The organism is Microbacterium schleiferi (assembly GCF_015565955.1).
GTDB classification, from domain to species: Bacteria; Actinomycetota; Actinomycetes; order Actinomycetales; family Microbacteriaceae; genus Microbacterium; species Microbacterium schleiferi_A.
On record NZ_CP064760.1, the window covers coordinates 485,152 to 506,278 of the forward strand.

Below are 21,127 nucleotides of genomic sequence, written 5' to 3' on the forward strand. Positions count from 1 at the left end.
GTTGCTGGAACGCTATTCGCCGGAGGGCTCGCCCCAGACGCGGCGGCTGAGTGCGGAGATGTCTTTGTCGAGGTGATCGATGCGAGTGCCCATCGCGTCGAACCGGGCGTTCATTTCCGCGCGGAGTCCGCCGATCGACGCGTTCATTTCTGCGCGGAGTCCGCTGATCGATGCATCCATTTCGCCGCGGAGTCCGTCCATCTCGCCGCGGAGCCCGTCCATTTTGCCGCGGAGTCCGTCGAAGCGGCCATTCATCTCGCCGCGTAGCCCATTGATGGAAGCCGTCATCGTGCGGGTGAGGAGAGTTGTCATGACGGTCATGCCGCCGAGCATGAGCGTGGCGAAAAGGCCGATGAGTACCCAGCTTTGCGGTTCGGTCACGGCGGTCACCTCTCCAGTGTGCGACAGGTCACATCAGGATGCCAAGGTTCCCGCGCTGCGGCGTGGCCGGGAGCGGCCTCGGGGGTGTTCGGCGGACTCGAGCGCGCTGGGGAGGAGCCGTGCATTGCGTTGGCGCATGTGCGGTCGCGCCCCGCGTGGCTGGCGGACGTGGAGTGCGCAATCACGCGTGCGTGATGCGCGGCGGGTGGCGGAGTCGTGCGTCGGGTAGGCAGCGCGCGGGGTGGCGGGGGCCGTGCACCGAGTCAGAATGGTGCGTCGGATGCATCCGGCGGGCCGGCATCCGGGGGCGGTGGAGCGTCCGGGTCGTATGGATCGGGCGCGAAATGAACCCCTGGTGTGGGTGGGTAGTCGGTGTAGGTGGTTCCGACAGGTGAGGTCCATTCGAGGATGCCGCCGTCGAGTTGTTTCACTTTCCAGCCGGCGAATTGCTTCATCGAATGATGTCGTTGGCAGAGGTGTGCGAGGTTGCAGACATCTGTCTTGCCGCCGAGGGCGTAATCGATCGTATGGTCGACTTCGCAGCGGATGGCGGGGAGGCGGCATCCGGGGAATCGGCAGTGTCTGTCGCGGGCTCGCAGGTACCTGTCGATCGCTGCGGTGCGCTGGTAGCCGTCGGTGTGGAGGACGGCTCCGGTGGCGGGGTGGGTGACGAGGCGTTCCCACCAGGTGTCGCAGGCTTCGGCGATGGCGCGGGCGGTTTCGGCGTCGATGGGGGAGTAGCCGACGAGATCGGCAGGCTCTGCGGGGCCGTTCTCGTCGCCCTGGGGCTTGAGGAGGCTGAGGGCCGGAACGACGACCTGGATCTTCGCGCGGATGGCGCCGAGTGTGCCGGGCCCGTCGCCCATGGCGGTGGGGTCGGCGACGGGGGATCCGGCCAGGAGGAGGTCGACGGCGACATCAGCTCGGATCTGAGCTCGGGTGCGCGTGTCGGTCGCGAGAATCTGGGCGGGGATGCGTGCGTCGTCGTCGCCCACCGGGGCGCCGCCTGCTGCATTGACGGCAGCTATAGCGGCAGTGCGGGCATCGATGATGCCGGTGGTCACCTGGTTCAGGCGGTCGTCGATACCGGCGATCATCGGGGTGGGCCCGACCAGGTAGAGCCCCGACATCCCGTCGGGCAGGCGGCCGGTGGTGATGCGTCGGTCTTCGCGTGCGGAGGCGTGGCGTTCGGCGAAGCTGCGGGGATGCATCCGCTGGGCCAGGATCTCGAGTTCTGCCTTGACACGGCCGACGGTGTCGCGTCGGCACCGCTCGAGTGCTTCGGCTTCGAACGCGGGCACGGCGTCGTCGGGGAGGTCGGCGGCGGCATCCTGGATCGCGTAGACGTGCTGGCGGGTGATCTCACCCCGGCCGCGGGCTTCGAGGGTGCCGGGGTAGCGTTCGGCGAGCACGGTGGCGTCGCCGATCTGGCGTTGCATCGACCTGTCGGACACACGTGCCGGAACCCCGATGGTGGCGGCGATGCTGCGCAGCGCCATGTCGTGCTCACGAACCCGGGAAGGCTTGCCCGCCGAGACCTCGCGTGCCAACTCGCCCGCGCGGGCGAGAGCGCGGACACGGGAGGCTTCGGCGGCGGCGAGTGCGGCATCCGCCTGCTGAACGGCAGCGACGATCGCGGTCAGCTCGGCGGTCTGCGCCTCGCTGAACTCGATGACTCCGTTCGAATACATGTACTAATTATGACATCGACCTCCGACATTGAGCCGCCGAGGGCCGCAGATGTGGAGAGCTCGAAGGCATGGGGTTCTGTGGGAGTGTCCAAGGGGTAGTGTGAAAACTCCATAGAACAAACATACGATACTGAGACCCACTCCCGGCCTCGTCAGTCCAAGAGTTCGGTTGGCGTCCGTGCCGGCCAGTCGGTCGAGCCGGTGAGCGATCCGCGGCGGTATCGTGCGGCGACCCGAGATGGCGTCGCAGCCCAGGAGTTGTCGTAGAAGATGGCCTCGTCGGCGATCTCACGAGGCCGGGCGATCAGACGCCACAGTCGTTCGTATCGTGCCCGGATCGACTCCTCTGGCACATCGTGTCCGCCCCGCCTCACGCGATACGAGACGCACGGGCTCGTCGCTTTCCGCCCAGGGGATGCCAGCCTTCTCGAGTTCGCTCGTGAAATCGAGGCCTGCGACGGTGTGCTCGATTCGTTCGTCCCAGGTCGCCCTCACGACGGCTTGTGCCTCTTCGGTCAGAGCGTCGTAGGTGCGACGGCCCGCGAGCACCTGCTCGACGGCATCGTCGGTGGTCTGGCGGGCTGCTTCGAGCTGCTGGCCGATGCGCGCCCAGTGGTCGATTTGCTGGGCCGTGCTGCGGCTGTGCTGGGCGGCGGCCTGTTGCGCGTCGTCATGAAGACGGCGGTCGACGCGACTGGGCATTGTTGCCATACGCATTGCGTAGAGATCGGCTACAGCTGCTGGGTTACCCCTGGTGAATCGCGACGGATGCCTACTCCCCGGAGGGCTCTCCCCACACCCGTCGGCTCAGCGCGGCGACATCTCGGTCGAGGTGATCGATGCGGGTACCCATCGCGTCGAAGCGCGCGTTCATCTCTCCGCGCAGGCTCTCGATCTTGGTGTCAAGGCCGTCGATTCGTCCTTCAACGCCGGAGATGCTCGCGGTTACCGCGCGCATGATGAGGTTCGTCGACAGTGTGAGGCCGCCGAGCATGATGGTCGCGAAGATGCCGATGAGCACCCAGCTCTGCGGTTCGGTCACGACGGTCACCCTCCCAGTGTGCGGTATCGCGATTCAGGATGCCACCGCTTCGCCCTTGCACGGTGGAGTCGCAATCGCATGTGGCAGACGCCCTGGCGCGAGGTGCTGGGGAGGAGAGACGAGCTCTACGCTGGCGCCAGTATGCGCAGCCCCGATCGCTTGGCTGCCGCCGCGAGCTCGTCATCGTAGGTGAGCACCTCGTCGGCGCCGACACGAAGAGCAGTCGCGAGGTGAATCGCGTCGTTCGATCGCAATGGTGCGTGCGTGCCCGCCGAGAGAAGGTCGCCGCGTGTGACGTCGATCAGTGTCACCGCGTCGAGCACAGTGGCGATGGCGTCGATCTCGATCAGGCTCGGGTTTCGGCCGGCAGCACAGTGCAGCTCGGTGTGGAGGAGCCATGAAGCCACCACGTCTCGTGCCGTGGTGGTGAGTTCGCGCACGAGCGCGTCGGATTCTGCCTCGTCGATCAGCAGCTTCATCGCCGCTGAGGTATCGAGGTAGGTAACGGTCACCAGCTGCCTCGGGCGTCGCGGATGATCTCGGCTGTGTCGCGCGCAGATGCCGCGCGACGGATGCCTGAGAGCGTCGACAGGGGCGCTATGGTCCGCCGCGCACCGCCCTCAGAGACGAGGGCGTCGGGGCCTCGCGGGGTGAGGGGCGAGACGAGTGCAACGACCTTGCCCCGGTTGCTGATCTGCACCGTCTCGCCGGCTTCGACCCGGCGCAGAATCTCGCCGCTGCGGTTGCGAAGCTCTCGGTGGCTCACGGTGTCCATATCGAGCAGTGTAGCGCGCTGTAGCACAGTGGAGCTCGGCGGTCGAGACACCGAAACGTGAATCGGGCGACGGTCGAGGGGCTTACTCTCCCGAGGGTTCTCCCCATACTCGCCGGCTCAGTGCGGCGACATCGCGGTCGAGGTGGTCGATGCGAGTTGCCATTGCGTCGAAACGGCCGTTCATCTCGCCGCGCAGGCCGTCGAAGCGGCCGTTCATCTCGCCACGCAGTCCGTTCATCTCGCCGCGCAGTCCGTCGATGGATGCTGTCATCGACCGCATGAGCAAGGTGGTCATGACCGTCATACCGCCGAGCATGATCGTCGTGAAGAGTCCGATGAGCACCCAGCCCTGTGGTTCCGTCACGATGGTCACCTTTCCATGATGCGCTCGGTGCACGCAGGTTGCCAGGGCAACCCATCCGGTCAACGCAGGATTGCGATCATCGGCACACCAGCGGATGAACGGTGGCTGTGGAGGAACCGAGCTTCCTGAAGAAACCGGCGGAGTAGGTGCTCTGCGTACAGCTCCACTTCAGCGCGTAGTGAGGTGTTGTCCTCATGAATGCACGCGCCGGTGGGAGCACTATCCGGCCCCGGCACCTCACCGAGACGTTGCGGAAGAGTCGGCCCTACGGGCGGCCCATGCCGTAATAGGTCCAGCCGGCGGCGCGCCAGGCGGCGGCATCCAGGCAGTTGCGTCCGTCGATGATGACCCGCCCCTCGGTGAGGGTCGAGACATGCTCTGGGGGCATCTGCCGGCGGTACTCGTCCCACTCGGTCACGACAACCACCGCGTCGGACGACCGCAGGGCTTCGTCGCGGTCGGCCACGTAGTTCAGCTGCGGATGCTTCGCTTGAGCGTTCGCGATCGCTTCGGGGTCGGTGACCGTCACCCACGCGCCCAGTCCATGTAGGCGCACGGCGACATCGAGGGCGGGGGAGTCGCGGATGTCGTCGCTGTGCGGCTTGAACGCCGCACCGAGCACCGTGACGTTCTTCTTGAACACGGATCCGCCGAGGCCGTCGACCACGAGCTGCACGGCCCGGTCACGGCGCCGCATGTTGATCTCGTCGATCTGGCGCAGGAACGCGATCGATTCGCCGCGGCCGAGCTCTTCGGCGCGGGCCGAGAAGGCACGGATGTCTTTGGGCAGGCATCCGCCACCGAAACCGATACCGGCGCCGAGGAACTTGCGCCCGATCCGGTCGTCATGACCGATCGCGTCGGCGAGCTGGGTGACGTCGGCGCCGACGACCTCGGCGATCTCGGCCATCGCATTGATGAACGAGATCTTGGTCGCGAGGAACGCGTTGGCCGAGACCTTCACGAGCTCGGCGGTGGCGAGGTCGGTGACGATGAACGGCGTGCCCTTGGCAACCGGCGGCGCGTAGACCTCTTTCAGGATGTCGACCGCGGCGGCTCCCTCATCCGTCGAAGGTACGCCGACGACGAGCCGGTCGGGGTCGATCGTGTCTTGCACGGCCCATCCCTCGCGGAGGAACTCGGGGTTCCACACGAGCGTGGCGCCCGCAGCCTCGACGCGTGGCGTCAGCTCGGCTGCGGTGCCGACGGGAACCGTCGACTTGCCCGCGACGATGTCGCCCGCGGAGAGATAGGGCACGAGTGCGTCGACAGCGGCGTTCACGTAGGTGAGGTCTGCGCCATAGCCGTCGCGCTGCTGTGGGGTTCCGACACCGATGAAGTGAACTTTTGCGCCCTTGGCTTCGGCCATGTCGGTCGTGAAGCGCAGGCGACCGGATGCCACGCCCTCGGCAAGGATCTCAGGGAGTCCTGGCTCGAAGAACGGCGCCTCGCCCTTCGACAGCGCGTCGATCTTGCGCTGGTCGACGTCGATGCCGACGACCTCGTGACCGATGGATGCCATGGCCGCCGCGTGGACGGCTCCGAGGTATCCGCATCCGATGACAGAAAGGCGCATTAGTTCTCCGCGTCGTGGTTTTCGGTAAGGGAAGGTCAGTGGGCGGTTTCGCCAGGTGCGATGACTGCGCGGGCGGTCTTGAACAGGATCGCAATGTCGCCCGCGAGGGTCCAGTTCTCTACGTAGTAGAGGTCGAGCCTCACTGCCGCATCCCAGTCGAGCGCCGATCGGCCGCTCACCTGCCACAGGCCGGTGATGCCTGGCCGCGTGAGTAGTCTCCGCTTCGCGGCCTCCGAGTACAGCGCGACCTCTGCGGCGATCTGCGGTCGTGGGCCGACGAGACTCATGGAGCCACCGATCACATTAAAGATCTGAGGCAGTTCATCGAGCGAGTACTTGCGAATGAACCGGCCCACGGGTGTGATGCGAGGGTCGTCCTTCACCTTGAAGAGCGGCTTCTCGCTCGTTCCTTGAGCCTCCAGGAGTGCCTTCAACTCTTTGTCGGCGCCGACGCGCATCGAACGGAACTTGAGCATCCGGAAGGGTTCGCCCTTCATCCCGATTCGCTCGGACTTGTAGAGGATAGGGCCCACGCTTGTCCAACTGACCGCTATCGCGACGATCAGCAGTATCGGCGAAATGAGAATCGCGATGCCGGTGGCGGCGACGAGATCGAAAGAGCGCTTGAGAAGTCGCTGACCGAGGCTGAAGCGTGGCGTTTCGACGTGGATCAGGGGAAGGCCTGACACGGGGCGGATGTGGATTCTCGGGCCTGCGATGTCAACGAGGCTCGGAGCGAGCACGAGATGCTGCTTCCCGGCCTCCAGGCTCCACGAAATCTGCTTGACCTTGTCGGGCGGCAGTTCGTCGGCGCTCGTCACGGCGACGGTGTCGGCACGGGTCGCTGCAACTGCTCGTTCCACCCCGTCGACATTGCCCATGACTGGCACGCCGGTGCCCGGAATCGTGTCAGCGACGCGGCCAGAAGGAACGCAAGCCCCCACAACGCGGTAGCCGGCCCGCGGGTTTCGCTGCAGCTCCGAAGCAATCTGTGCGACAGAGGGTTCGGAGCCGACGAGGAGGACGCGGGACATGTACTGGCCGTTATATCGCTTTGCGAAGAGCCAGTGTCGCCACAGCCAGCGGACAAGCACGAGCATGCAAATGCCGAGGGGCAAGCTGATGAGGAGATATCCTCGGGCGATATCGATCTGGAACAGGAATGCCACGATCGCGATGACACCGAACAGGCGGATGCTGGAGTCGATTACTCGGATGTACTCCGTCGACCCGGTGCCGATTACCCGGTAGCTGCGAGAGTCTGAGAGCGACAGCACCCACCACCACACCAACACAATGATCGCTGAGGCGAACCAGTACGAGATGGCACTGAAGCGCCCGTCAAGCGCGAGGGACAGTGCGGCGTTGCCGGTTCCGAACCAGAAGATCTGGGTTCCGTAGACTACCCAGATGAGGGTCACCAGATCGCTCACCCATAACCTTCGAGTGAATCGGGGCTGCCAACGCTGGGGCGATCCGTTCTTGACCGTCAGGACTGAACCTGTGCTGGTCGTGATGGTCTGGCGTGGAGGGATGCTCCCAGGTGCTTGGCCCGTTACCTGGTCGTGGGAAAGGACCTGAGAATGTTCTGCCATGCCCGTCCGCTCCTGCCTCGTTCGCGGTGCTGAAGTTACCACGACAATGTTTCCTTATTGGGTCGTCCGATCTCGGCGGAACGATCCACCGCGAGGTTGCACGAGGTCCGTCAGGTTCCGGCTGGCCGCGGCCCTCGGGAGACGCTCGGAGGCTGAGCCTCGATTCCGCTTGACGCCTTGGAGACACAACTCTTAGACAGGTGAGCACTGAAGGTGACACACTTACTCGAGCTAGAACCCGTGCCGCAGCCAGGGCGGCTTCGTTTCCGGCGTATTCCGAACCGGCTGGTTGGATGCTGCGCTGGATGAACCAAATGCGACGAGAAAGCGAGAATTCGTGACCCACGGCCGGCTCCCGCGCTTCGCTGGACAGTCCGGGGAGGCTCGGCAGAAGCCGACGCCTGGCCAAGCGACCCCTAGAGATGCAGGGAATCGCAAGGAGTTCACGTGGTTCCGCCGTGTTATGGGATTCACGGCGTCGATACCTATGTTGCCGCAGTTTGGGGTCGGAGTTCCGTTATCTGTCATCGTCGCTATCCCCGCGGCGCTATCCAGACGCACGTCTCCGAGGCCAAGATTTCTCGCGTTCTTCGTCGTCATCTCTCTGCTTAGCGTGCTCGTCACCTGGGTAAGTGCGTCAGTCAACGCGGTTCCGCTCCCGACAGCGATCATCGGCCATGCGATGGTCTTCGCTGTGACCTTGATCGCCTACGGCGTGATCGCTCGATCGACGGGAGAGGCCGCGCAACTCGTCTTCTGGTTCTATCTCGGCTATTTGGGGTACGTACTTTTCCTACTGCCCGATGCCCGCGTCTTCAATCTTGGTGTTGAAGGATTCTGGAAGTTTGGCGTCGGGACGCCCGTCACTGTGCTCGTCGTATACCTGACCATATTGGCCGGTGCGGCGCCGATGGTTGTGGCGGGCGTCATGACCATTCTCGGCTCCCTATCGTTTTCGGTCGGGTTCCGAGCCCTCGGATTGGCGTGCTTCGTCGCCGTGTTTGTGATAGCTATCCGTGGCCTTGCGGGACGTCGCCACGGAGTTGCAACCATTGTGTTAACGGGGGCTGCGCTGGTCTTCCTCGTATGGGCTCTTCAGCAGGCGGTCGTTTCAGGATGGTTCGGTGCAGACGTCGCTGCGCGAACCGCTGCGCAAACCGAAGAGAACGGCGGCCCTGCAATTCTGGGCGGCCGGTCAGAGCCCCCGCTATCGTGGGCCGCCATTGTCCTTCGACCGATCCTCGGGTGGGGCAATGCGCAGTATCTGGACGCGTCTGCGGTGTCTCTGGGTGTTGAGTATGCTCAACGCCTCGGCATGGGTGACGAATCAAACTTCATCGGCTACTGGATCCGGCGCGACGGGTTCGTTTCGCTTCATTCAATGGTGCTGGGCACGTGGGTCGAAGGTGGCCCGATTGCGGCTCTGTTTCCGGCTTCGCTCGCGGTGATGTTTGCGGTTGCGGCAGTCCTCGTGAGTGGCAAGTGGGCCCCACTTGTCACTCTGGTCGGGGTGAAGACCACGTGGGACCTCTTGTTCTCTCCCTGGTCTAGTAACCGAGGTGCGCAGCTAGCCGTTGTAACGATCCTCTGCCTTCTCGCTCTCGCCGAGTACGCCCGGTCAAAGGAGCCGCACGCCTCGCTTCGGCGGAATCGAAGACGAAGGGGCGATGGCGATCATGCTGTTGCTTCGCGGATCGACATGCGAACCCGCGCATAGCGGTGTCTTCTATGTGATGAGGGGAGCGTTCAGAGCGAATGGCACGAGTTCCTGTGGGGCAGCCGGAAAGTGTCAAGGCGGGTGAGACAGATTCCGTCAGGCGGTCTGTATGAGGGCCTCCTGTGAGGGCTGGTTGATCCAGGCGGCCTCGGGCAGCTTGGGCGCCTGGGGTCGGCGGTGGCCGAAGCGCTCGGGACGGGCGGCGTAGGCCGCGTCCAGGGTGGCCTGGCGCTGGGCGCGGACCTGCCCGGCGGTGCCGAAGTGGACGCTGGCGGGGGTGTGCAGCCCGATCCCGCAGTGGCGGTGCTCGTGGTTGTAGTAGGCGAAGAACTGCTCGGCGAACGCGCCGGCGTCGGCCAGGGACCCGAAGCGCTCGGGGAAGACCGGGGCGTACTTCAGCGTCTTGAACGCCGCCTCGCTGTAAGGGTTGTCGTTCGACACGTGCGGGCGGGAGTGCGACCTGGCCACCCCGAGGTCGACGAGCAGCTGAGCGACCGGTTTGGAGGTCATCGAGGTCCCGCGGTCGGCGTGGATCGCCTCCGGCACGCCATGGATGCCCATGGCGTGCTCGAGCAGGTTCTTGGCGATCTCGGCGTCCTCGCGGGCCGCGATGGTCCAGCCCACGACGAACCTGGAGAAGATGTCGAGCACGACGTACAGGTCGTAGTACACGCCCCGCTCCGGCCCCTTGAGCTTTGTGATGTCCCAACTCCACACCTGCCCCGGCGCCGTCGCGACGAGCTCGGGCCGGGTCCGGGGCGGGTGGCTCGCCTGCCGGCGCCGTTCCCCGGCCATGTCGTGCTCGCGCAGGATCCGGTGCATCGTGGACATCGAGCACAGGTAGGTGCCCTCGTCCAGCAGCGTGGCCCAGACCTGGGCGACCGACTTGTCCGCGAACCGCTGGCTGGTCAACACGGCCAGCACGTGGGCCCGCTCGGCGGCGGACAGCTTGTTCGCCGGTGCCGGCCGCGGTGTCCGTGGACGTGGCGGTGGCGGGTTCTTGGCCCGGTAGTGACTGGCGCGGGAGCGACCCAGCAGCGCGCACGCAGCCGCGGTGCCGACGTGCTCGGCCAGCCCGTCGACGGCCGGGTTGATCACCGCGGCGACCGCGGCGGCTTGTCCGCGCTCTCGGAGAGCGTCTCCAAGAGCGCGTGTGCTTTTCCCATCAGGTCCAGCGCCGCCCTGGTCTTGGCCAGCTCGGCCTCGGCCTTCTCCGCCCGGGCCCGTAGCGCCTGCAGCTCCCGCTCGCGCCGGTCCCGCGGCTTGCTGCCCAGCCCGGACAGCGAGCCGGCGGCCGCGGCCTTGCGCCACTCGATGATGTGGGAGGTGTACAGGCCCTCCCGGCGCAGGATCTCCCCACGCCCAGAGCGGTCCGCGGCGTCGTACTCGGCCAGGATCGCCGCTTTGAACTCGGCGGTGAACGTCCGCCTCTTGGGCCGGTCAGCACGAGGAGCCATAGCCCCATCATCGGTGCCGACGTCAGCAACCGTCATCGTCATCTCAGTATTGGTCCGTTCTCGCCCCGTGCAGTGCGAAGGTCAGCAGTGCTGGTGTCTCACCCCATCCTGACGCACAGGGAGCGACTCGCAAGTATTTCGAGATCCGGCCGATGGATGATGGCTACGTCAGTGATCCGGACCGAACGTCTGACTCTCGGCAACCTTTGGTCCTTCATCGCTCGGGTGCGAAGAGTTCACACGATCGTATTGCGGTTACGTCATTCTCTTCCGTTGCGCATTGCTAGCATTCCCTAGGGAAGCGCGCTGAGGCGAAGACGGGCAACCGACGGCCGCCCAGCTGGGATTGCTGGAGCGCGCCCCCGCTCGGGCTTCCACAACTCACTGCCCCTGACCTGGAGCGATATGAAGCCCCGAACCGTCGGTGTGATCACAATCGTCGACCTGAAGAACTATGGGAATCGGCTTCAGAACTATGCCGTCCACCAGCTGTACGCTGACCGCGGCGTCAAGGCGACCACGATAGAGTTCACCGATTTCCCGTTGCGGTCGGCTGCTCGAGGCGCCTACTACCGCGGCTTCAAAGACTTGCGTGACAGTGGGGTCGTCGCTGGCCGGTCCAGCCGATTCGCGGAGTTCACAAGAACAATGACCCCGACGCGTTCTATGTCCTTGCGTCACTTCTCCTCGCGACTCGGTGACTTCGACTTCTACTCGGTTGGAAGTGACCAGGTCTGGAACCCGAACGACAGGCGGCTGGGTGGGATTCCTTCCGGTGAGCAGTGCCTTGCAGGAGTGGACAGAGGGCGGAAAGTTGCACTCGCGCCTAGCTTTGGGCTGTCGACCATCCCCTCCGAGTGGCGGGAAAGGTATTCTCGATGGCTCGCAGACTTCGGATCTCTATCGGTCAGAGAGTCTGAGGGTGCGCAACTGGTCGAGGAGATGATCGGGCGCAGGCCCGAGGTACTCATCGACCCGACTATGGCGCTCCCCACGGAGCGCTGGGTCGCTCTGCAGCGGGAGAACACCGCCGTTCGCGGACCGTATCTCTTGACGCTTCTACTTGGTGGAAGTCATGATCGTCGCCGCGAGGAGCTTCAGTTGTTCGCTCGTTCGCAGTCGCTCCAATTGGTGGACCTTGCGAATCCCCGTGACCCCGTCACGGCGCGGACTGGGCCTCGCGAGTTCGTCTCGCTCGTGAACGGCGCCGAGCTAGTGGTGACCGACTCGTTCCACTGCAGCGTGTTTGCTTTCATGCTGGATACACCCCTCGCAATCGTGCCGCGCCGCGGGCCGGGCGGGAGTATGTCGTCCCGTATATCGACACTCGCTAGCACTTTTGGTCTGGGCAACCGCCTCGTCCGTGAAGACCAAGGACCGCTGGATACCGCGTTGTTGAGCCATGACTATCGCGAGGGGACCGCCGTCCTCGAGCGCAAACGTGACCAGTTCATGAGTTACCTCGACTCTGAGATACATCGCGTGTCGGCGGCGGATGGTGCACCGAGCGTTCACGAGGGGGAAAGCCAGTGAACGAAGCCGGAAGGTTGATGGCTAGCCTCGTCTCAAGCGACCTCGTCGTCGGCTCCGGCGTCTTCGACGTCATGGTTGATGGGGTTAAGACCGAGTTCGACCGGCGAGGAATCCCGGTATCGGACGTTAGCGGCCTAAGCCTTAGTGATTCAGATGTTCGCCGCCTTCTGTCCGTGTCAGCATTCTCGCGGCTTGGCATGCGTGAGGACGCCCTCGCCGCACGACTCTACGGTTCCGAAGAAGGTGCGCGCGTCGACCCAGTAGCGGGCCACGTGGTCGGCGCATATGCGGGAGCCGTCAGTGACGAAGCTCTCCGAGCGAGCAGTAGCTCCGGAGGGCTGACGACTTGGCTTCTGGGGGAGCTGCTCAGCAGCGGCCGCATCGACGGCGTCATACATTTGAAGCAAAGCCGTGGCGCGGGACACCCGCTCTTTGAGTACGGCGTCTCGCGAACTTTGGACGAAATCCGCAGCGACGCCAAGACGAAGTACTACCCCGGCCACCTGGGAGCCACGCTTCCAGAGGTATTGGCGGGCGGTGGGCGCTACGCGCTTGTCGGCATACCCTCGGTGCTCTATGAAGCGAGGCTCGCATGCGAAGCTATGCCTGCGCTCTCCGAAAGGCTCCCTTACTTCGTCGGCCTAATCTGCGGCCACCAGAAGAGCCGCCACTACGCCGATAGCCTCGGCTGGCAAGTCGGAATCGATCCTGGCGCTTTGGAGTGGATCGACTTCAGGGTGAAGCTCCCGGAACGGCGTGCCAGTGCATACGGCACGCGCCTCGTCGGCAGCGCTGCCGATGGCAAGCCGGTTGACATTACGGTTCCGACCTCTGAGCTCTACGGGACGGACTGGGGCCTGGGGTTCTTCAAGGTGAACTTTTCCGACTACGCAGACGATGTCCTAAACGAGACTGCTGACGTCGTATTCGGGGACGCTTGGTTGCCTCAGTATCTCGATGATTCGCGCGGAACGAACGTCGTCATTGCCCGCACGAATGAGCTGAAGGAGTTGCTTGAACGTGGTCGAGCGTCGCGGGAACTGAAGCTTGATGACATTGATGTTGCGGACGTGCGTAGGTCCCAGGCTGGCCTCGTTCGACATGGGCGGGAACTACTGCCGACTCGGTTTGAGTATCTGCGGTCGCGGGGCGAGTTTGTCCCGCGGATGAGATACGACGGTCGGCAGAAAGCCTCACTCGCCAGAAGACACGTGCAACGCATGCGCGTCAAAATGGCGCGTGAGAGCCACTCGGCGTTTTTGGGAGCTCTCGAGTCCAGAGACTTCGCCGTCTTCGGGAAGAGTATGAAATCTCTCACTCGGGAGTATGAACTGTCATACCGCGCAGCGGGCATGCTCGCTCAGCTCCGGAGGCGATTCGCGTGACTGTCCGCTCGAGGCCCACTTCGGCGGAAGGACTCGGTCGCGCCGACGGGTCCGACGAATCTGAGCGGGTGCTCTGGATAGTTACACGCTCTGCCTCCTTCGGATCCGGAGTAGGGGGTATGGAGCGCGCGGTCGCAGATCAGGCACGAGCCCTTTCCTCCCTTGGATGGCGCGTCACTGTCGTCGCGCCTTTTGCCGCGAGTGAAGTCGCCCCGCCAGAGATATCGACGTTATCGATTGCATGGCCGGTTGCGCCTGGGCGATTCCGGAGGCCAGGCTTCGGTTTTCTCTACTGGCTGTGGACGCGCCGTGTACGACGCGCCATCCGCGAGCGGATTCCTCATGGTGCAACCGTGTATGCACATGGGGGTGCCTCAGGAACGTTCCGCGGAATCGCGGGTACGCTTCCGCTCTGGTTGGTCGCTAACCCGCACGGGATGGAGGAGTTCAATCGGTCTCGCCCGTTGCGGACCTTGGCGACAGCTCTCTCACGCTACCTGGCGCGCGGTGCACGCTTCGCAGACCGCGTTATCGCCACTGACGCGGCACTTATCGAAGAGGTGCAGCGCAATCTCGGTGTGGCAAGAGGGGCGGTTGAGTTGGTCCCCAATGCCGTTGATGTTTCACGGTTGGATGCGCTCGCGGTCGAAGGTGGACCACACGCACGTAAGGCCGATTTGATCAGCGTGGGCCGCCTAGCTCCCAACAAGGGCTACGACCTTCTCGTCGAAGCCCTGCGCATCATCAACGAGCGCACGGGCAAGCAGCTCAGTTGGGTTCACTTCGGTGCTGGACACCAGAAGGAGGACATCCTCAGGCGCGTCGCAGTCGCACCCAGAGTGGATCTAGAGATCGTGGAGGGCGCCGATGACGCTACGATCCAGGCGAGCATAGGAGCCTCGGGCCGATTCGTGCAGCCGTCGCGGTTTGAAGGGAGCAGTCTGACGACGCTTGAGGCTATGTCTCGAGCCGCGATCTGTGTTGGAACTCCGGTCGGTGGGATTCCAGAGAAGATCACGAGCGGTTCTACAGGCTTCCTCGCGGAACGCGTTTCGGCGGAGGCTATTGCTGAGGCCATACTCCAGTCGCTCGGTGCTGACCGGTCCGTCGGGCTACGGGCACGCGAGCGTGTCTTGTCGACGTATGATCTGCCGGCGGTTGTCGCTCGGCTCTCGGACGTCTTGACCATGAGGGCAAACGCGCATTCGCGCGGTGTGGTGCAGGTTGCTCGACACATTGGACCCGGCGCCGGCGTGGCGCAGGTGGTGCACGCGATTGATGATTCACTGCGCCGCCGGGGGGTTGCCACTTCGCGTCTGACTCTTGCTTCAACCGGGCTCAGCATGCGCACTCAGGTGAGTGGAAGCCCAATCAAGAAGCTCGCGCTGATGGCTGAGGTTGTCTGGTTCTCGGTCATCGGTACGGTGCGTGTTGTTCGCCTCCGTGCTAAGCGTCCAGATCTGGGGGTGATCGTCCACGGAGACCCAATCGGTGGCGACGTCTACGTCAACCATGGGCTTCTGAAAGAGGTCGTGGTTGTTCGGCGCCAGACGAACCGGTTTTACGTGCCCCTGAATCCGATGCACTGGTTCACATTGGTTCGTGACGAGGTTCGGTATCGGTGGGGGTGGCAGAACATGATCGTTTGCCTTACTCAACAGGACGAGGCTACGCTCCGTCGCTTGTACCCGAAGGTCCGCACACCGATACGCGTCATACCCAACGGGGTCGATCTTGCGCGTTACTCCATTGCCGAACAATTGAGGGCAGAAACCAGGGCGGAACTTGGGATCGACGATGGAGTCACGGCGCTCCTCTTCGTGGGGCATGAGTATGAGCGCAAAGGACTGTTCCTGTTGCTTGAGGCGATGCAGTTGCTCGACCCGTCGTACGAACTGATAATTGTAGGCGGCGCACCAGAAATGATCGCTAGTGCGCGCCAGCTCGCGGAGCGTCTGGGCGTTGGTGAGCGGACCCACTTCGTCGGTTCCCAGCCGGACCCGCGACCTTATTACGGCGCTTCCGATGTCGTTGTCCTGCCGAGTTCATATGAGACCGGTCCGCTAGTCCTCCTTGAGGCACTTGCTTCGGGACGAATGGTCGTAATGACACCAACGGGACTAGCTACGGAACTAATTCGAAGTGGCATCAACGGCGAGATCGTCAAGCGCGATCCGGCCCAGATCGCAGCTGGCATCGTTGCCTGCAGTCATGCGCTGTCCGAAGGTTTCGAGGATGCCGCGAAGCGGTGTGCGGATTCGGTTGCGGACTATGGCTGGGACGCGATCGCCGACAGATACTTGATGGTTCTTGCTGAAGGCGTCGAGTATCGCAGTCACAGCCAGACGGCTCGATCCCAACGGGCGGTTGCTGCTCGCCGGGGTCTCGGGTCCGCCCCGACGGTCGGTAGTCATGGGCTCGGGAGTCCGGGGCCTCGCCTCATCTGCTGCCGCTGGTGCGTCCTACACCCTCCTTGGCCAGGTTGCCAGGATTGGGATCCAGCTCGTCGGGGTCGTCCTGCTTTCCCGACTACTCACCCCTTTCGACTTCGGGATCGTCGCGATGGTTGTCGCGATCATCGGACTTGGTGAAATCCTCCGGGACTTCGGCCTGGGGAGCGCAGCCGTTCAAGCGCGAGAGTTGACGCGGAGCCAGAGGGATAACCTCTTCTGGATAAACACGGGTCTGGGCGCGCTTGTAGGTCTGACCGTGGCTCTGATCGCGCCTCTTATTGCGCAGTTCTACGGCGAACCACGTCTTACCTCAGTTGCGCAGGTGCTTGCGGTGGGGTTCCTGCTGAACGGTATGACGGCCCAATATCGCGCGAACCTGTCGCGAGACTTGAGGTTCGGCATGGTTACCCTTTCCGACGTCGTCCCTGCTGCTCTCGCTCTAGCCACGGCCGCTGTCTTGGCGGCGTTCGGCTTCGGATACTGGGCGCTTGTGGCGCAACAGCTTGCTCAAGCGACGTTCGGGCTGGTGATGTCCGCCGCATTCGGACGGTGGATTCCCGGACGACCCCGAAGAACCCCCGGAATGGGCGGCTTCATTAGGTACGGATCAAATCTCTTCGGCGTCGCGGTTCTCAACTACCTCACCCGCAACGTCGACTCGGTAGTTGTCGGCGCCCAGTTTGGTGCGACACAGTTGGGCTTCTATAACCGCGCATATGAGCTTGTGACCCACTCGATCAACAGAGTCAATCTGCCCCTCACGCGGGTCGCGGTACCGGTTCTAGCAAAGCTCCAAGACGACGACACCCGGCATCGGGACTACCTGGTGACAGGGCAGAAAGTACTGCTGCTGGTCACTCTTCCTCTGCTTGGAGTAGGAGGAGCTCTCGCCTACCCACTGATCGCGATTGTGCTCGGCAATGATTGGCTCGGGAGCGCCCCGATCGTTCAGATACTCGCAGTCGGCGCCGCGGCGGACGTCGCCGCCTATGCGGTTCACTGGTATGCGTTGTCGAAGGGTCTAACCGACGTCTACCTTCGAATCAATCTTGCCCTAGCTCCGGTAAGGATCGCAGGCATTCTCGTGGGTGCGCTTTGGGGAACCCTGGGTGTGGCCGCAGGCTTCACGCTTGGCTCAATAGTGATGTGGATTGTCGCTCTAATCTGGATGGGTCGCGCAGCAGCCGCGCCAAGTTCGGCACTTTTCTTTGCCGCGCTAAGAAGCATGTGCTTGAACGGTGCAGCGGCGCTCGCAGCCTACTTCGGCGTCAGGGCACTCGCGATCGGCAACGTTTGGCTTGAGGTCGCCGTCGGAATAGGCGTGTATGCGCTCGTCTGGTCCGCGCTCGTGTTTGCGATCCGTCCCTTGCGACGTGATGTAGTTCAGGCGACTTCGGTGCGGCGGTACTTTCGCAGCTGACGTCTTCGGCGTCAGCTGCGAGGCCTATCCCCGCCCGAGAAGCTCCACTACCTCGCGGCCCTGCTGCCCGCGTTGGGTCCAACTGTTGAGGGTGGCAACCTGGACCCTGCGTTTTTCGTCCGATTCGCTCAATCGTAGGGACCGGAGCGCCTCGAGGAACTCGGCTGTCGTAGACGCAACGACCACATCATCCGTTTGTGCTGTAACGGCGGGTATCGGCGTGCTCACCACCGGTAGTCCAGCTGCAAGGTACTCGTAGGTCTTGAGTGGGTTCACGCCAAGCGTGTAGCTGTTCACCACGTAAGGGATGATCCCGATCTCGCACCGCCAGTAGAGCGCTCCCAACTCCGGTAGTGCGAGCATCCCGTGGTACACGACTCCGAGGGCCTGTAACTCGGCAACCATCGCTGCTGCATTTCCGCCGCCCTCAGAGATTGGCCCCGCCAGATGGACCTGCCACCCTGCCCGCTGTATGGCTGCGATCAGTTCGAAGTCCACCTTCGTGGCCGTGAGATTTCCAGCGAACACCACCGAACGAGGACTGCGGGCCACTGACTGTGGCCGCGACTGCTGGATTGCGGCCACGTCAGCGACGTTCGGCCATCTGCGAACGTTACTGAATCCCATGCTGGACAGGTGGCTGAGAACAGCGTCGCTACTTGCTGCAGCTTGCACCCCCGCTGCTGCAAGACGGCGCTCCTCCCCTTCGATCAATGACTTGGATATGCCAGGCACGTCACCCAAGAGATCGACGCAGTGATAAAAGGCCCCAGAGAACTCTGACTCGAGGCCATAAGTGACTGGCGTATACACCCACAGCACTTTGTGCCCCTCGCTTCTGAGAAGCTTGCGCAGCTGAAACCTGATGAGAGCATGATTCACGAAACGAGCCAAACCAGTGTGGTATGGAATCACTATCGGTGAGACTACGGTCGCGTTCACCGGCACGGGGCGCCTATCGTCGTGTGACTCGCCATTGGGCTTACTCCGGGTAAAGACCCGCCGCAGTCGAGCCAAGATCCTCGCTAGGTCGCGACGGTTAATTTCCGGACGCCGGAGGCCCAGAGACTCGACAAAGGTGACTTGATAATCGAGAGCGAGCTCCCGGGTCATGTAGTGCTGGTTCGTCGCGATGAGCTGAGACCATTCGGCGGTGCCCAGAATCAACACCGATGGCTTTGATGACTGCGAGCGATTCATGTGTTGCTGTCGACCCAACTCTTCAGTGCCGTCTGGAACGCTGACCGAGAGAACAGCGACGCCCGCTGGCGAACAGCGTCCGGCTCTAGCCCGCTCACTGTGTCTACTGCGCTGCTGAGTTCGCGCGCATCCCCCCAATCGTGGATGGATGCGCCGGAAACGCCGGGGATAACAGACTCCACAACGCCACCGACCTCGCCGCAAATGACAGGAGTACCGATCGCCATAGCCTCCACCGGCATGATCCCAAAATCCTCGATCGCGCCGAACACGAAGGCGAGGGCTCGCTCGTAGAGCGCGTAGAGCATGGCGTCAGAGGGTGAATCGATGAACAGGACCTGAGTCGAACTGATTCGTGCGCGAGCGTCCAGTTCCCCTCTATGCGGCCCGCCGCCCGCCAGCACTACCGGGATCCCAGCTGCCTCGCCGACGGCTATCGCGAGGTCTAGCCGCTTGTACTCAACAAACCGAGATGCGCCCAAGACGAAGCGCTCAGGGAGAGCATCGAGCCGGTCGGCTTCTGCCGACGTAACAAGGTCCGACCAGTTGTGGATGGACGCGATTCGCTCGACATCGACCGGAGGATAGATCACCTGCGATTCGCGGCCCCAAGTCCGCTCGATCCGTTCGCGTGTGAAATTACTGTTGGCGACGATTGACGCCGCTTCCTGGGCTCGCCGCTTGTCGATCGGGCGAAGCAAAGAGGATGCTACGCGGGTCAGTGGACCGCGGCCCCGCGCATCTAGCTCGGGAACCCAGATGTAGCGTGCGGGGGTGTGCGCGTACACCAGCTTTGGGACTGAAGGCTGGGCTGGGAGCCTTGCGTGGTGTGCGAATAGGTGGCTGCTGACGATCATCCAGCTGTAGGCTCTCTCAGCACGTAGACGCCGCCAAGTCATTGGCATTGCACCGAGCGCGAGGGCTTTGTGTCGACGCAGCGGCGTGGAAGCGAGCCAGCTTTCTCTGACGTTCGCAGAGTATCGGCCGGGAGCATCGTTCCACAGAACCGCCATGTCGGCGTCCGGGTACGTCCTCATAATCTCGTCGAGGACCTTCTCTGAACCCCCGGATTTCTCAACCCACTCGTGCACCACGAGACCCGTCATGTCACCTTCCGCAAGTTCAGTGAGTTGGTTGACCGCATTGCCCCGTTATCTCTTGTCTGAGTGGCCGTAGCCGTACCCGTATCCGTAGCCATATCCATAGCCGTACATGTACGAGTCAGGCCCCTTGGTTGGCGCCATCGTCATCACCAGGCCAGCGACCTTAGCGCCGACAGTCTCAAGGGTGTCCAGGGCTCCGTCGAGCTGGTGGGTCGTCGTACGCCCCGCGGCTGTCACGACGATCGCGCCCGCGGTGAGGCGTGACAGAACTGCGGCATCCGTCACCGGAAGAAGCGGCGGAGCGTCGCAGATCACGACATCGAAGGTGTTGACGAAGTCGTCCAGTAGTGCCTTCATCTGGGACGAGCCCAGCAGCTCGGACGGGTTGGGCGGCACCTTGCCCGCGGGAAGCACGTACAGGGGACGACGGCCCCAGGGCAGCATCACGTCGGTGACCTTCGCGCGGCCGATCAAGACATCCGTGAGCCCGACCGCGCCCTCGATGCCGAGATAGTCGGCAACCTTCGGCTTGCGCAGGTCAGTGTCGATGAGTGCGACACGCTTGCCGGCATCCGCGAGAGCGATCGCGAGGTTGACCGCTGTCGTCGACTTGCCCTCGCTGGGAATGCTCGAGGTGATGACGAAGCTCGTGCCACCGTCCATCTCGACGAACTGCAGGTTCGTGCGCAGGGCGCGGAACGCCTCAGCACGCTGGTTCGTCGGGTCGGCCTCGAGGATGATCGGGCGCTCGGCGGCCTTCGGATCGAACGGGATGACGCCGATCATCGGGCGGTCGGTGAGGGCTGCGACATCGCGAGGGTTGCGCACCTTCGTGTCGAGCACGGTGCGCAGGATGGCGACAGCAACGCCGAGTGCCAGGCCGATAAGGCCGCCCAGCGCCAGATTCAGCGGAACGTTCGGGCTGATCGGGGCAGTCGTCGGGAGTGCCGGGCGAATCACCGACAGGCGCACGGGGCTCGCGCTGACGCTTGCCGTCGTCTCGATCTCTTCCACGGCATCCGACAGGCTCGCCGCCGTGGCATTCGCGATGTCGGCTGCCAGTTGGGGGTCGGCATCCTGCACCGACACGTTGATGATCGCGGAATTCAGCGGTGACGACACCGAGATCTGCATCGCGAGCTGGCTCGCCGTCGTGTCGAGACCGAGGTCGTCGATGACGGGGTTGAGCACCACCGGAGACGTTGCAACGAGCACGTATGACGGCACCCGGTCTAGGGAGAAGTTCGACCCCTGGTTCAGGTCCTGGATGGTTCCCGACCCGGCCTGAGTAGAGACGAAGACAGAACTCTCGGCCTCATAGAGAGGTGTGCGCGTCAGGGAATACGCGGCAGCGGCCCCGATACCGACAAGCGTCAGCGCAAGAATGATGAGCCAGTTCTTGCGCAGGATGTGCAGGTAGTCGCGGAGCTCCATG

Annotated in this window: 18 protein-coding genes; 5 read left to right on the top strand and 13 right to left on the bottom strand. The window is 63.5% G+C overall.

Features of this window, described 5'->3' with window-relative positions; genetic code table 11:
• Window positions 1–12 precede the first annotated feature (12 nt).
• The 9 genes from IT882_RS02375 to IT882_RS02415 form a co-directional block, all read right to left on the bottom strand.
• Entirely contained in the window at window positions 13–381 is a 369-nt protein-coding gene (locus tag IT882_RS02375) for a hypothetical protein (RefSeq protein ID WP_195693010.1), read from the bottom strand.
• A gap of 263 nt (window positions 382–644) precedes the next feature.
• Window positions 645–2,072 (bottom strand): HNH endonuclease signature motif containing protein, encoded by a 1,428-nt coding sequence (locus IT882_RS02380; RefSeq protein WP_195693011.1) that lies wholly within the window; start codon window positions 2,070–2,072, stop codon window positions 645–647.
• 288 nt (window positions 2,073–2,360) lie between these two features.
• On the bottom strand, window positions 2,361–2,783 hold the full coding sequence (locus IT882_RS02385; protein ID WP_195693012.1) for a TA system antitoxin ParD family protein: 423 nt from the start codon (window positions 2,781–2,783) through the stop codon (window positions 2,361–2,363).
• Window positions 2,784–2,844: 61 nt separating this feature from the next.
• Window positions 2,845–3,114: a hypothetical protein gene (locus IT882_RS02390; protein ID WP_195693013.1), complete on the bottom strand. Its 270-nt coding sequence runs from the start codon at window positions 3,112–3,114 to the stop codon at window positions 2,845–2,847.
• Window positions 3,115–3,239: 125 nt separating this feature from the next.
• Window positions 3,240–3,626, bottom strand: a complete 387-nt coding sequence (locus tag IT882_RS02395; RefSeq protein ID WP_195693014.1) for a type II toxin-antitoxin system VapC family toxin — start codon at window positions 3,624–3,626, stop codon at window positions 3,240–3,242.
• Window positions 3,623–3,889, bottom strand: coding sequence for a type II toxin-antitoxin system Phd/YefM family antitoxin (locus IT882_RS02400; RefSeq protein WP_195693015.1), 267 nt, complete (start codon window positions 3,887–3,889; stop codon window positions 3,623–3,625). Before IT882_RS02400 ends, IT882_RS02395 begins: the two co-directional genes overlap by 4 nt.
• An 82-nt stretch (window positions 3,890–3,971) precedes the next feature.
• Complete coding sequence (locus tag IT882_RS02405) at window positions 3,972–4,253, bottom strand: heat shock factor-binding 1 family protein (RefSeq protein WP_229382253.1); 282 nt, start codon at window positions 4,251–4,253, stop codon at window positions 3,972–3,974.
• Between the two features lie 265 nt (window positions 4,254–4,518).
• Entirely contained in the window at window positions 4,519–5,829 is a 1,311-nt protein-coding gene (locus IT882_RS02410; protein ID WP_195693017.1) for a UDP-glucose dehydrogenase family protein, read from the bottom strand.
• Between the two features lie 35 nt (window positions 5,830–5,864).
• Entirely contained in the window at window positions 5,865–7,262 is a 1,398-nt protein-coding gene (locus IT882_RS02415) for a sugar transferase (RefSeq protein ID WP_229382254.1), read from the bottom strand.
• 499 nt (window positions 7,263–7,761) lie between these two features.
• Between IT882_RS02415 and IT882_RS02420 the strand changes: the two genes are divergently transcribed.
• The gene (locus IT882_RS02420) at window positions 7,762–9,141 is read left to right on the top strand and encodes a hypothetical protein (protein WP_195693019.1); all 1,380 of its coding nucleotides are present in this window, start codon (window positions 7,762–7,764) and stop codon (window positions 9,139–9,141) included.
• Between the two features lie 96 nt (window positions 9,142–9,237).
• Here the strand turns inward: IT882_RS02420 and IT882_RS02425 are convergent.
• A protein-coding gene (locus IT882_RS02425) for an IS3 family transposase (RefSeq protein WP_370428832.1) occupies window positions 9,238–10,634 on the bottom strand; the annotation gives its coding sequence in 2 pieces (ribosomal slippage) (window positions 9,238–10,298 and window positions 10,298–10,634; 1,398 coding nt in all).
• Between the two features lie 369 nt (window positions 10,635–11,003).
• On the opposite strand from IT882_RS02425, the gene IT882_RS02435 reads away from it, so the two are divergent.
• The 4 genes from IT882_RS02435 to IT882_RS02450 all read left to right on the top strand — a co-directional run bounded on the left by IT882_RS02435 (window position 11,004) and on the right by IT882_RS02450 (window position 17,389).
• Entirely contained in the window at window positions 11,004–12,131 is a 1,128-nt protein-coding gene (locus IT882_RS02435; RefSeq protein ID WP_195693020.1) for a polysaccharide pyruvyl transferase family protein, read from the top strand.
• On the top strand, window positions 12,128–13,516 hold the full coding sequence (locus IT882_RS02440; RefSeq protein WP_195693021.1) for a Coenzyme F420 hydrogenase/dehydrogenase, beta subunit C-terminal domain: 1,389 nt from the start codon (window positions 12,128–12,130) through the stop codon (window positions 13,514–13,516). Before IT882_RS02435 ends, IT882_RS02440 begins: the two co-directional genes overlap by 4 nt.
• Window positions 13,517–13,635: 119 nt before the next feature.
• Window positions 13,636–16,107: a glycosyltransferase family 4 protein gene (locus IT882_RS02445; protein ID WP_195693022.1), complete on the top strand. Its 2,472-nt coding sequence runs from the start codon at window positions 13,636–13,638 to the stop codon at window positions 16,105–16,107.
• Entirely contained in the window at window positions 16,013–17,389 is a 1,377-nt protein-coding gene (locus IT882_RS02450) for a lipopolysaccharide biosynthesis protein (protein WP_229382438.1), read from the top strand. Before IT882_RS02445 ends, IT882_RS02450 begins: the two co-directional genes overlap by 95 nt.
• Window positions 17,390–17,413: 24 nt before the next feature.
• On the opposite strand, the gene IT882_RS02455 is transcribed toward IT882_RS02450, so the two are convergent.
• The 3 genes from IT882_RS02455 to IT882_RS02465 are packed head-to-tail and all read right to left on the bottom strand — an operon-like array spanning window position 17,414 to window position 21,126.
• Complete coding sequence (locus tag IT882_RS02455) at window positions 17,414–18,589, bottom strand: glycosyltransferase (RefSeq protein WP_195693023.1); 1,176 nt, start codon at window positions 18,587–18,589, stop codon at window positions 17,414–17,416.
• The gene (locus IT882_RS02460) at window positions 18,586–19,695 is read right to left on the bottom strand and encodes a glycosyltransferase (RefSeq protein ID WP_195693024.1); all 1,110 of its coding nucleotides are present in this window, start codon (window positions 19,693–19,695) and stop codon (window positions 18,586–18,588) included. The genes IT882_RS02455 and IT882_RS02460 overlap by 4 nt, the downstream gene beginning before the upstream one ends.
• 45 nt (window positions 19,696–19,740) lie before the next feature.
• Window positions 19,741–21,126 carry a polysaccharide biosynthesis tyrosine autokinase gene (locus IT882_RS02465; protein WP_195693025.1) on the bottom strand — a complete coding sequence of 462 codons (1,386 nt, stop codon included), beginning with the start codon at window positions 21,124–21,126 and terminating at the stop codon, window positions 19,741–19,743.
• Between the last annotated feature and the right edge of the window lies 1 nt (window position 21,127).